3 protein-coding genes are annotated in these 14,318 nt (G+C 41.3%); 1 reads left to right on the plus strand and 2 read right to left on the minus strand.

Features of this window, described 5'->3' with window-relative positions:
- Positions 1-122 precede the first annotated feature (122 nt).
- Positions 123-9,689 (plus strand): autotransporter outer membrane beta-barrel domain-containing protein, encoded by a 9,567-nt coding sequence (locus tag HMPREF3144_RS03940; RefSeq protein WP_070476535.1) that lies wholly within the window; start codon positions 123-125, stop codon positions 9,687-9,689.
- 156 nt (positions 9,690-9,845) lie between these two features.
- On the opposite strand, the gene HMPREF3144_RS03945 is transcribed toward HMPREF3144_RS03940, so the two are convergent.
- Positions 9,846-12,005, minus strand: coding sequence for a hypothetical protein (locus HMPREF3144_RS03945; protein WP_141742720.1), 2,160 nt, complete (start codon positions 12,003-12,005; stop codon positions 9,846-9,848).
- Positions 11,974-14,318: hypothetical protein (locus tag HMPREF3144_RS03950; RefSeq protein WP_210394292.1), on the minus strand; the 2,345-nt coding region annotated here is incomplete at its 5' end. The genes HMPREF3144_RS03950 and HMPREF3144_RS03945, both read right to left, overlap by 32 nt.

The following is a 14,318-nucleotide window of genomic DNA, read 5'->3' on the forward strand; positions in this document are numbered from 1 at the left end:
CCGGTATTTAACTGCTTTTATGCAAAAGTCTCAAGCCGTCGTTGATGGGAAATGCTTGAAATGTTAAAATGCGCGCAAAATATTTTATCTTTTTCAAGTTCTCCTGAGAGTAGGGTTTCTCAATGAATAATATTTACAAAGTTGTATTTAATCAATCACTTGGCGCATGGGTTGCGGTCAGTGAATTAGCGCGTGGTCATGTTAAAAGTATCAGCACAGCGAAGCTATTAAGTGCTGCATTTCTTGTCTTGGGCTTAAGTCAATCTGTAGCGAGCCAGCCTACTGCCATTGATTTTACGAATATTGTTTACAAACCCACTGTAGAGGGTGAGCCAACCAATCCTAATGGCCCTTGGGGGAAAAATGCAGGTGATGGTGCAGCAGTGGCAGGTGCTGGTCAATCAATAAGGGTGACTGGCACGTTAAAAAGCATTGGCGATAATATTAACAGAGGTGCTTTTTTTAATGATAAAGAGATGTCTCCTGCTCTTCTATTGAGACGTCCGGAACACAGGGACAAATTGTTAGATTGGATTGAAACGGATGAGGATAAACTTGCTGCGGCTCGTGAAAAACATTCAGACCTTATTACGAAGGATGAGTTTGCAGAGTATATCGCTCGGTCAGATGGCACTCACGGCCCTAAGGCGTCTAATTATCGCTATGATATTTCTAAAAGAACGGTTCAAGGGGTAGATCCTATTACAGGCTTGAGTAAGTCTTTTCAGGTCTTTGATAATGATAGGATGATAGTCCAGGAAAATATGGGTCCAAGTGGCTCCTTTAATGTTCGTTATTTTGATGAGGACGCAAGAAGAAATTTTTACACCGAGTCAAGATTAGTGACGGCTAAAGAGGGCGGTAAGGCAGAGGTTAAACTTGAGGGAGGTAATCATAAAGATAAAAAAGGCAATCATTATCTTAATATGGCGATAAAGCATAGTCATTTATTTGTTGCTGATGGCAAGGATAGTGAGCTTAGCTTTAGCTTTGATGATGGCAAAAATACCCCGACTAGTAAAACCTTGTATGTTCAGGCGAGCGATACTTACCTTAACTCTGTACAGTTAGAGAACCCCCAAGATCCTAATCCGCAGGTGAAGGGTGATACTGGTCAAACGAAACTTGAAAGGTTTTTTGAATACAATCATTTAGCGGGAACATTTACGCCAACGTTAAATGGTAGCGCTTTAGGTGACGCTAGAACAGTTAGTAATCTTGATGAGTTAAAAGCTTACAACGAATTTCTCATCAGCAAAATTCAAGATAAAACAATTAAGAGTCAAGAGGAATATGACGCCCTATTTGAGCAAGCTATTAAGCGCCAAACCATAACAATTCTATTAGATGAGAACAAACTGCCATCTGCACCAGATAAAGAGTACCTGCGAACCATGGGCGCACGTTCCTATTTTCATGCGAGTAATGGCGGTAAGGTGCAGGTCGAAAAAGGTACAGTCATCGTTTCAGATAGGATGAATACAGCGAACCAGGATGGTTTAGCTGATCCGACTGAAAATACCTTTGTCGCAGCTTTTTCTGCGGATGGTGAGGGTAGTGAAGCTATCAATAAGGGTGAATTATTCTTCAGACGTGGGACGATTTATGAAAGCCAAGGCATGGTATCTAAAAATAAAGGTACCGTTATAAATGAGGGAACGATTTATGGGGGCTTAATTCCTGAAAACCTAAGTGATGATAAGCTTCAGCCTTTCGTTAATGCTGGAAGTTTGATGCGGGCTCTGGATGGTGGGGTCATTATCAATAAAGGCACCCTAAATATAGCCCATACCAATCAAAGAGGTTTGCATGCTGATGAAGGGGGTCAAGCGATTAATGATGAGGGTGCTCATATCCATGTTGGCTTTATAGATATCCCAGATGCTCAAAATACACCTCCGAAAACAAAACCATCTATCGGTATGTATGTGCATGGTGCCGGTAAGCATAGCAATAAAGGCTCTATTCATATAGGTAGTAATGATCAGGGTAATTCACCCATTAACCCACGTATTGATGTTATTGGTGTTGTAGTTCATGAAGATGGCTCTGCTAATGAAGATCCTAGCTTTACTAATACTGGGACGATAAAAATTTATGAGAAAATGGGTGGTGCTACTGGTATTTTACTGGATGGCTCCAATAACATAGTTGAAAATAAGGGCGATATTGAAATTTTAGGTAAGGGTGGTGACCGCAATATTGGCATTAGCTTCGCTGGCAATATTGGTAATAAAGTGACCAATACTGCAAACATTATTGTTAAAGGGAAGAACAATATTGGTGTTCACTCATTTGCCACAAATAAGCACTCTTATGAAAATTTATTTTTAAATACTGATAAATCTTCAATTCAAGTGCATGCAGCAGAAGAGGGCGGTTCTCCTAACTACGGTGTTTGGGCTGAAGGTGGTACAGTTCAAATTGATGGTAAGGTAGATCTTCAAGGCAGTAATTCCATTGCGATTCATGCTCGTAATAAAGGTAATGTAGTCTTAGGTGCCACAGCTTCTGTCACAACCGACAAGAATGCCACAAACCAAACCTCATTCTTCATTCATGGCGCTGAAGCGAATATTAAAAATAACAGCACACGGAGTTTAGTTGCTGAAGGTAAATCCTCGACCTTATTCCGTATTGACGGCAAGGCAAGTTATGATGGTTCAGGTGGTAATGCCTCCGGATCCGCAACGTTAGAAGCCAAAGGTGATAAATCCGTAGCACTTCTTGCGACTGCCGAGGGCTCATCCGTAAAGACTGGTTCGGAAATTATCATTGCCTCTGGTGCTGATTCAACGGCACTTAAGGTGGCAGGTGGCGCTTCAGGCGAATTAACTAAAGACACGACACTTAAGCTTACCGGTGCTCGCGCCCGAGCGGCGGTGGTGGATGGCGAGCTAATCACTATTGATGGTATAAGCCAAGGCATACAAGAAGGAACTAAGCTTACCTCCTTTGCAAGCATAACATCTGAATTAGGTGCTAAAGACTCACGTGCCTATGAAGTAACGAATGAGGGCATCTTAGATCATCAGGGTAAAGTCAATTTACAAGGTTCTGATGAGATTGCGGTGTTACTGACTAAGGGCGGTAAGTTTGTAAATCAAGGTAGTATTGTCGTTGCTGGTAATGTTTCCGACGGCGGTAAAACCCGAGCGGCAGTTGATGTCTCAGGCGCATCAACTAATGACAAGTCGTCTGTATTTGAGCACTTAAGCGGCAATGTCCAACTTACTAATGGGCAGTACGGTGATGCAGCCATTCGTATTGGTGATGGAGCTTCGCTTGATATGTCAGGCAAGAATGTATCAGAAGATGCAACCATCAAAGCCGGCGGTGAAGCTAGCGTCATTTTGGTCGATACGGGTGCTAAGAGCTTAACATTAGGTGCAAATACCTTATCTTTATTAGAAGGAGGTACCGGCGCCATTGTTGAGAACAAAGCTGAGATTGAAGGCATTACGATTAAGGACACCGTTTTTGAAGTGACTGATGGGGTTGCTATTCGTACGGGTAGTAAGTTAGCAAAAGAGTCAAGCGGTACCATCAATATCACTGGCGCAGGCACAGGTATTGTTTTTGCGAATCGTGACTCAACTGATCGCACTAAATTCACCACGACTGATAAAGACCTCCACGTCGGTGGTATTGATATTAATATCAAGGACTCTGCGCAAGAAGGTGCAACAGCGCTTTACATTGATACTAAAGGCAAATTCAGTAGTGATGCCAATATTGCATTAAAGAGTACAAAGGATGTTACCGCGTGGAAGATCGTCAACGCTGGCTCTAATCTTGAGAATGGTGGTAATTTAAGCTCAGTCTCCAAAGATGCTATTATCGATTTGAGCTCTTGGATTGATAATGCAAGTGAAGATGGTACTAAGCACAATTTCACGAATACAGGTACGATTACGTCACCAGAGGATGGTGTAGCTATTCGTTATAATGGTAGTGCAGAAAAAACTATTAATCTCACCAACCAAAAGGCAGCAAACGCACAGGATGATAAAGGTCAAGGTGTGATTGCAGGTTTAATTGATTTCGGTAAGGCCACAGTCAATTTAATCAATGCCAATGGGGGTGTGATCAAATCCTTAGTGACTACTGCTGACCAAGCTGACAACATTACCATTACAGGTAAGGGTTCAGATCTTAAAGGTGGTATGAATTTAGGTGCGGGTGACAATACTATCCTTATTGAGGATGGCGCTGTGCAAACTGGTCATATTACTACGAGTGAAGGTAAAGACACCTTAACACTTACTAAAGCTAAAGTGACAGCTAAGGTGGATTTAGGTGCGGGTGATGATACGGTTGAGATCAATAATTCCGGTGTGGATTATACAGACGCCTTTACGTACTTAGATGGAGGTGAGGGTAAGGATACGCTTACTCTTAATGCGTCAAAACTGAGTATTCAGCCGACTGATAGCAAGGCAGGTGGAATCCATAATGTTGAAGCGATTAATCTTAAGGAATCAACACTTGAAATTAATCGTCATTCAATTGTGCATAACGAATCACCTAATAAGGTCACCATCGATCTTGATAAGGAGTCACGTTTAGAACTGAATGGAACGGATTCAAAGGACGCTCTTCGCTTCGGGCATAATCTTAAGTCTGCAAAAGAGGCTGTTTTCAAAATCACTGGCAACAACAACGCCTTTAGATTTGCAAATGCTAAGGATGCTAACTATGAAAACCATAAAGGTACCACTGAACTTCATAACGTAAATGCGACTATTGATGATGCCTTTGCTAACGCGGTAAAAGCCGGTACCTTGCAGCTGTCAGATGGTTCAGCAGCTACGGTTGCAGATGCGGATGGATCTAAAGAGATTGGTCATCTGACGATGGATGGTGGTAAGCTTGTCATTGATAAGACCGTTATTCCAAGTAAGCCTGAAAATGCAACGGCGTTAGTTGTGAAGAATCTAAATATCACGAATAATAAGGGTTCTGTTGAGCTTACTGATACAAAGGAATTTTTGAATGACTTTGATACTAAAGGTCATCTAGCCAATACCACGCAGTTAGGTCTATTAGCACAAGATAATGGTAAGTTTGTTGTGAATGTAGTTGAGGCAACAGGCGATGTTAACGGTGCTGGCCTTACGCTTAAACTCGGTAATGAAGAAATTAATAAAGAAACCACGCATACCTTAGCTATTAAACAAGATGGTGAAAAGGTTGCTGATGCAACTTACGGCCTTCAAGGGATGGTTTCTGCTGACATGCCGAATAAAGGGATTAATGTTGTATATGGTCTAACCACGTTAAAGTTAGCTGAAGGTAAACAGCTTGAATTGAGACCTGCAGGTGATACTCAAGATGATGCTACTCTCACGGCTCAATTAACGGGCGAAGGTGGTCTTTTAATTAATAAAGCAGGTGATTTAGCCGAAGTATCCATTAGCAACGCTGATAATAAATTTACAGGTCAAACAACGGTTAAGGGTGGTACTCTGAAGCTACTTTCATCTAATGCCTTGGGGCAAAAGGATTCTCATACGGAGAAAGTCGCCTTAGAGAATGGTTCAGCCCTAGCCTTGGTTGGCGAAGAAGCTAAGCCAATCTCGGCGTATGCTGGTGCTTTAAGTACTACGGATGAGTCTAAAGTTACGCTGACTGCGGCAAATTTAAACTTAAGTCATCGAAAAGAAAAAGCGAGTACGATTGCAAAAGCTAATACCTTATCGGGCGATAAGCACTCGACCATCACCTTACTGGGCACGGATAAGGATTCCTCATTAACTATTCATGGTGCTCAGGATCGCTTTGCGGGTAAAGCTATCGCAGAAACAAACACCTCTTTTATCTTAAAAGACAAAGCTGCTTTAGGTTCAGCGCAAATTGAACTCAAAAAAGATGGTAAAGCGGTGTTTGATGCAGTGAGTGGTAACGTCGCTAATCAGCTATATGGCGAGGGTACTTTAGTTGCTAATAAGAGCGATATTTCCCTAACTGCGGATAATAGCAAATTCAAAGGTAAAATTGATATCAAAGATGATGCCAAGGTGTTAGTAGAGGCGGTTAAGAGCTTAGGTCAGGCGTTGATTGCGACTAACGATAAGGGTACTCTAAGCCTTTCCAAGATGAAGGGTGATGACGGCAAACTAACTAACGAAATCACAGGCAAAGGAACCGTTGCCACCGTTAATGATGCTCAGATAAGCTTAACGAAGAAAAATAATGATTTTGCTGGTACGTGGGATATCAACGATAATACTCAGATTAAAGCCACAGACTTAGGCCAGCTAGGTAGTGCTGCGATTGCGACTAATGATAAAGGAACCTTAAATCTATCTGCTATAAATGCTTCGTTTGGGTCCAATACTGTAACGGGTAAGGGTACGATTTCGTTAAGTGATAAGACCTCGCTTACCTTAAATAAGGATAGCTCTGCGGATAAATTTGGCGGCACCTTTGATATCCAAGAGGGTACAACCTTAAAGGCGAACCGTAGTTCAGCGACAGCAGCAACTGAACTAGCGCACCAGATTAAAGGTAAGGGTACCTATGCGGTTAACGCAAATGGTCAAGGGATTCACTACAAAGCAGAGGATTACTCAGCATTTAAAGGCACTTTAGCGCTAAGCGATGCGGTATTGACATTAACTGATGAGAACCTCAAAGCTACGCATAGTGATACGACCTTGGTATTAAATGGTGGTGCTAAATTAAAAGGCGCACAACTTGACGCACAGAAGGAGATCGGTTCACTGCACTTTAATGGTGGTCAGATGGACATTGAGAATAGCGTCATAGGTCGCGAATCACCTAATGAAGCGGCATTGTTAGTCAAGGACTTAGAGGTTAAGGCAGCATCAGGCGTTTCAGTATTAGCAGACGACTTTAACAATGACTTACCATTGCCCGATCAGATGATTTCCCTTTTACGTCAGGACGATGAGCCTGCTAAGGCGATTCATCTTATTAAGGCAACAGGGGAGGTTGTTGGCGATGAAGCTGACTTAACAGTGAAATTTGTTGATGCAGAGGGTAACGACAGAACACCACAACCAACGGTTGTCGCTATTACCCAAGACAATGAGAAGGTTGCTGATGCCTCGTATGGTTTAAGCTCTAAATTAATAGACGCGACAAAAACCAACGACACGCAGTATAAAGACAAAGGCTTGTATGCACAGTACCTATTGCAAAGCCTCAACCTAGTTAAGGGTAAACAGCTACAGTTAATTGCCGATGAAGGTAATCAGTCAAGTGATGCAACAACCTTAAGCGCTCAATTAACGGGCGAGGGTGGAGTTTCGGTTAACACCCCAGGCTCAAAAGATGAGATTACGATCAGTAATGAGTCGAATGACTTCACAGGTCAAACAACGGTTGAGGGTGGTACTCTGATTGCCGGCTCGGCGAATGCGCTAGGTTCTGCGGATAGTCACAGCAACCTTCTTGAGCTTAAAGCTGATGCTTCCTTTAAGTTAGCTGATAATTTAACGACTAAGGATACCGTCTATGTTGGTTGTGTTAAAGCGGATGAGAAGTCTGGTGGTATTCATCTATCGTCTGGCCATCTAGCGATTCATGGTTGCGCCGAAGATATGGGTGACAGTGTGATTGCTGAGGGTAAACTCCAAGGCGATGAAGATGCAATGCTTGAATTAGCCACACCAAAGGACGGCAATAAAAACAAGCTTGTATCCACTGGCGCTCAAAATGATCTAAAGGCGAAGATAACTATTCAATCTGATGCCATCCTCCAGATAGATGATGAGAAAGGCGCTGGTAGCGGTGCAGTGACTATTGCTGATAAAGGTGAGCTTATCATTAACGCCAATGGTAACGTCGCTAATCAGCTTGACGGTGACGGTCAAATCACCGTTAACAATGAAAAATCTGTAGAGCTATCTGGTAATAACGGTGGGTTAAGTGAAAAGGCTAAAATCAATTTAGGTGATGATGCTACACTCCTCGTTAAAACGCCTAAGGATAACCTTGGTAAAGCCAATGTGGATACGCAGAACTCAGGTAACGTAATCCTCGAAAATCCAAATGGAACCATTGACGCTACAATAGCGGGCAAAGGGAACGTTGATTTCTCTGGCTTATTTGAGTTAATGCCAAAAACCTTAGAAAGCTTTACTGGTAAATTAAAAGGCAAAGATAACAGCACCTTAATTGCCGGTAAGCAAAATGAACCTATTCATCTTAAGCTTTCTACCTTAGAGATTGATGAGACGTCCACCGTGGCGGCCGTGGGTTCCTTAAAGGGTAACGTCATTAACCAAGGCACCTTTATCGTGGGCGATCTGCAAAAAGGTGATGGTAAAGGCCCCGGATCTAAGTCTAACTATACTGTTGGTGGCGATTTTACCAATAAAGCGACGGGTCGCATTGTTCTAGGCTCACCGAGTGACTTAGATAGCAATGTCGGATCAGTCCTAACGGTAAATAATAACTATCACGGTGAAGCTGGATCGACCTTACATGTCAACACGATATGGAACAATCCGAATTACTCTGAAACTGACCGTTTAGTGATCAAAGGCACTGCTACAGGGCGCACTGAAATTGTAATTGCCGATGGCGTTATGCGTGGTGATGTGAGTGCTTTTGAGGATGATAAGTACACCATTAATGTGGTTGAGGTTGCTAAAGCACATGAGGGTAACGTCTTTACCGGTTCAGCCGAGACGCAAGGGGCTGAGCAGATACAGTTAGTTAAGGTGGGTAATAACTACCAGTGGAAGCTAAATGGTACATTCTCGCAATCGGTGCCGGGCTATGCACAAGCGCCGGTCGCTAATACTAACCTAGGCTTCTCAACGATTGGTACCTTACATGAGCGTCTAGGCGCGAAGAGCCAATACACCAAAGATGGCATTAGACTATGGGGTCAAATGAAGCTTGGCGAACTTGACTTAACAGGCGCCGATCGCTTGTACTCTGAGAGCGATTACAGAGCGTGGATTTTAGGGGCGGATATCGCCACGCAAGTTAACCCTGATACCAAATCACACAATATGACGGGGCTAATGCTATCCTACACTGACGCTGAAATGGATACCTTTGACAAAGAGCGTAAAGTTGATGGCATTATTTCAGTGGATAAGCTAGCTGGTAATGTTGATACTGCAAGATATGGTTTAGGAGCCTATCATACACGCTACCATCGTAGCGGTGCTTATTTGGATTTGGTGACCGAAGTGTCAAAAATCAAAAACAAATACAGTTCACGCAATGGCATTCGTGCCAAGCAAGATGGTTGGTCAGCCATTGTATCAGCCGAGGTAGGTCATCAATTTAGCTTAGCCAATGACTTCTTTGTTGAGCCACAAGCGCAATTGATGTATCAACACCTTAGCTTAGATAGCTTTAGCGACAAAGCACGTAAAGTGGATCCTGATACCATCAATGCGGTGCGAGGTCGAGTCGGTGTTCGTGCCGGTAAAAACTTTGTACAGCCTGATAGCGTTCATACGAACTCCCTCTACGGCTTAGTGAATGTGGTCAGAGACTTTACGAGTAGCCCGAGTGTGCAGGTGGGTAAAGATAAAGTAGCTGAGAACTTCAACCGTACATTTGTTGAAGTGGGTATTGGGGGTCAAGCAGCCCTTGGTAAATCACTTAGCCTCTATGCGGATGGCCTTTTAGAAAGAAATTTAGATGGTAAAGAGCGCAGTGGCTTTAGAGCAAAAGTCGGCTTGAAGTATAGCTGGTAACGCTAAGCTAATCCAAGCAAACGGTGAGTTGTTGTATATTACAACACTCACCGTTTTTTTATCATCATCACAGTTCAGCAGTGGCTTATACGTTGAAATACCTTAGGAAGAACGACCGCGAATGTAGCGACTCAAATTACCATCATTTTGTAAGAGTTAATGCTTATTAATAGCGCTCATCTCTCTTAAGTACTTTAAGGGGTAAGGTAGCACGGTGGGTGCTTTATAACCAACAAAATCGACGTCTAATAATGGCAGGATTTTTTGATGAAGTACATCACCTTTGAGTGCCTTCAGTTGTTTGATACGTATCATATGCGGTAAACTCTGCTTTAGGGACTGCGTATAATAACCGACGGAGTACCATGCGTTAGCCTCATCAATTTGTCCTGCCTGGACAGAAAACAAATCAGGCATAAGCTCAAATAGTTTATCTTTGCTCTTACTCACACTCAGTGTCACACCATTCTCATAGAGTTTATTTCGTATAAGCTGATTTTGTTTGCTGGAGGTATGGAAGTGTTTATTGATTAGTTGTCTAAGCGTTGATTTATCCACAACATCAGTTTGATGTAGTTCAGTAATGAAAGCATGCCAGCACTCATCAGAAGCAATTTGGCAGTCTTCAATTAAAGCGATTAATTCGTTTGGATTTTTTAAGTGCTGTGGAAGCGCCTTATCTTTTTGGCGTATCTCCTCCTCAATCAGCGATAAATTAGGCAGTACACATTGCTCATAATCTAAGATGATGTTCACATCACCAGCGGATGAGATAACAAAGGCCTCTATTGTCCTTCTTTGTCGATAAGCATGGCCATTAATTGCACTTTGTACATGTTCAACGGCATCAGTATAAGGGTGGTCATTAAATAACAAGCAGAAATCATGAAAAATGTAGCGTAATTCGCCGGTTTCTTTTACTTCCAATAAATGGCAACCATTTTCCTCAACTGTGCCAAATACCCAAGTCCCTTCTAAATATAATTGACGCTCTTTGGTATCAAAGGAATTAAATAGCGTCACTGTTTTGTTGATGACGTCTTCTTTGATTAATAGTTCTTTAAGTAGGTTTTGTAGTACGAGTTTTCTTTGATTTTTTTGGCTCTGGCTATTAACTTTTTGTATCGTTGCATTATCTTTATCTTTGCAGTTCTGATAATTATCATCAGTGATATGCTGCTTGATACGGTTCTCATCCGTTGAGTAGGGGTCATTGATTTCTTCGTAAGCTTGTTTAGGCTTAATTAAGCAGATGTGTAGCGCATCTTTTGATTCACGGGTACCAATAGATGACTCTATTCCCATTTCTGCAAGTTGCGTCTGCATATCAAGTACTAGTGGCCAGCTTTCTTCGGATTGTATCTTATCGACCAAGCGAACGCGTTTTGTTTTAAGGAGGTTGATGAACTGGCGATCGTTATAAAGGATGTATAGTCTATCCCTTAATGATTCATCCACAGCCAAGCTTACCCAACTAGCAGTTACCATGGATTTATATCGCGCATTAAAACGCCGTAATAGTTGATGCAAAATCCCCATACGACTGCTTTCAAAGCTGGGATAATCTGCAATACTAAGGGCGTCACTGCTCGCTTTAGTGCCTGGAATACCCGCTCGAATAAAAACGTCCCAATTGTCCTTGTGCTTGTAAATGCGTTTTAGTGAGTGAAGACCGAGTTTGTAAGCTGGTCTATTTAATTTTTTCTGCCGTTGTCGTTCATCTGTTTCAGCGTGAAAAATAGCCCCTTTGCTCTGAAAGGTAACAGCATTTGCATTGAGTATCATCGCATTGTTTATAGTAATCTGGTGAGCAATGATTTTTTTAGAGTTTCTTTTTGGGTTTAATAATGGGACATATATTAATGATCCGTTGAGGTTATGAAAGTGTAAGTTTTTGCTGGTTGAGTTAGCTAAGGCATTAAACAATAACTGGTATAGCCAAACCTCTGGGATCTCAACATTTTCACCATAGCTTTTGTTTGTATAGTTAGCTGCGGCATAGACGATATCTACTTGTATATTCTCATACAGAGGGTCGCTAGAAAGCCGTTGACGAATGGTTTCGATATCAGCTGTGTTTTGCTTACTAAACATGGCGTAGGCATATTTACCATAGCGGTATAAGCAGGCTTCCGCTCGCTCATCTGTTAGTAGTTTGTCTAAATGATGACTGTTAGCCCATTGTTTACTTTTTGACTTGTCGTTTTTATCCGCTTGTTGCCATGTAAAGCGTAAGAAATTATATGCCTCATTAAGGCTTGCAAAATCAGTATCAAAGCTAAGTTTATTCGTCAATGTCGTCTTCTTTGTCCCCATAATTAACCTCCGCAATTTTTTTGTTAATTGAGTTGATTAACTCCGTATTTGGTAGCGTATCAAACAAAAAGTTAGGAATCTCAACAATTTGCTTGTCACCATCCTCCGATCTGGCAATGTGATAATCCAGCGTGTCATTTTCTTCGAGTATATTGATGACAAAAACTAAGGCAGCATTAATTTGGTCCATTTTTTTGAATATTTTGGCACGCTCTTCTTTGCCATCTTTCAGGTTCTTTGACCAATGTTTAAAGTCCACAAAGATATCAGGTGTAACCATAAAGTCAAAGATTTCATATTGATTACTCGGCATCTCATGTAGTAGGGGTAGACCATATTCATTCCATAAGTAAGCCCCACAAATTTCACCTAAGCCACCTTTATAGATATTGTTAAAGAGAATGGGTTGTAACCAATGTTTAGACGCAGATAGTTTGGTAGCGTAGCCATGTTTTTCGAAATGAGCTTTTAGTCCTGAATGGCTCATTAATTTATCAAGCCTAGCACTTTGTTCACTAACGCAATATGCACCAGCTTGGTAGTCGCTTAAGATTTCAACTTGCTGATAATCGCCTTTTTGTGTGTAAAAATAAGCTGATTTAGGCTGCTCAAAGTTGGTATAAAAGAAATGATATAGTGATGCGCTTATCTCGCTAAGTTGTGGATGGCGAAGACATACCTCTCTTATCATTTTCCAGTATTCAATTGTCGCTTCATCAGCTTCTCCTCGACTAAATTTACTTAAAATAAGGTAAATAGCATCTCTCACCTTAGTTAAATCTTTAGTGGCAATGGCGTTGTATAAAATATTGCTAGGTTTTCTTTGATTGGCAATAGCTTGGCTAATATGAATAAATTCGGGCAATTGAGACATATCTCCCAAGTCATCCACCCAGACATCGATTAATGCGCGATCCATATGTAAGTGAATGGTGGGCGACTTCATATTGGTGCGGCATATTCGTCCTATGGCTTGGATCAATATTTGCATCATATGCAGCTTATAGTCATTGTTTTGATAGATATTGCGTGCCGTTTTAGGGGTATGAGCATTACTTCTCCCTAGGTATGATAAAAAAGCTCTTTGTAAGTAGCTTTTAAAGTCATTATCCGTCAGGCAAGAAATCTTCAAATACTCAAGTTCATAAATATGTTTGACTAGGTCGTTGACAGTCTCAATATTTTTTTTGTAAGTATTCACCAAAAGATTAGTTGGCTTATCAATATAAAGTCCATCAAAATCAGTGAAAGTATTAGCCTCAAAATCATTTATTTTTACCAGTTTGCTTTCTTTGCCTTCTGGAATAGGGTATTGAATATTAATACCCGCCCCTAAGGTGATGTAGGTCGATAAAACAAAACGTTTCTCCCCTTTTTTTAAGGCTGACTTTGTTAATTCGAGCGTATCGAGGCTATCTGCGCCAACAATGGTGACAATTTCATCTTGCGCTTTTCTTTGCTCCGCTTCGCAAGGTAGATATATCTCAATGAGCTGTTGACAGTATTCACAGATAAAGTCTCGTTCTTTTTTATAGCCTTTACTGAACATCAATAAAAAGGCAGAAATGTCTTGGGTTAAGTAGGCAACCCATAGTTCAAAGATTTTGTAATATTGCTTGAGATAGTGTAGAGCGCTGTCTTCCCCATGCATTTCGAGGACTTTTTGGATTAAAAAATCGATATCATCTTCGCTGGTCTTACTTTGTTCTTTGTCGACTTTAAATAAACTTAGTAATTCTTCTTTGACTTCTTCACGTTGAAGATCGAAACCTAAACCATGCCAATGGGTTTGAATGCTGATTTTGTCATAATGTGCTTTACTGTTAATAAACTGCTGTTGAAGAGCTGCTCGATGCTCATCTGATAGTTTAACGACTTGTGCTGATAAATCCTGCTCTAATGAGGAGTTCAAATAGTGTAAATCGTAGTTGCCTAATCGGCTCTTTATATTGGCAGTTGCTGACACACCCACAACCAAATAATTGCGACACCAGTTAAGGAAGAGTAATTCGGCCGCACATGGGAAGCTGTAACTCTGAACTTTGGTTTGAGCAGCATGACTTTCGCTATTCAGAATTGAATGATAAACGAAGCCTTTTTCATAGAAATGCTTCGATAGCAGTGATTTTAAATCATTGTTAGGCTTAGTTGGTGCTAAGTTTTTATGGTAACGCCAGTTTAAAGCAATCTTTTGATAGTTAATTTCATTGAATAACTGCTTTTTAGTCGTATCAGGTAAGTGATAAAAATCTAAATAAGTGGCGACAGCATCAGTAAATCCGGTATTTGTCAAGCGAGTTGTCCGATATTTCA

This window comes from Oligella sp. HMSC05A10 (assembly GCF_001808335.1).
GTDB lineage: Bacteria > Pseudomonadota > Gammaproteobacteria > Burkholderiales > Burkholderiaceae_B > Oligella > Oligella urethralis.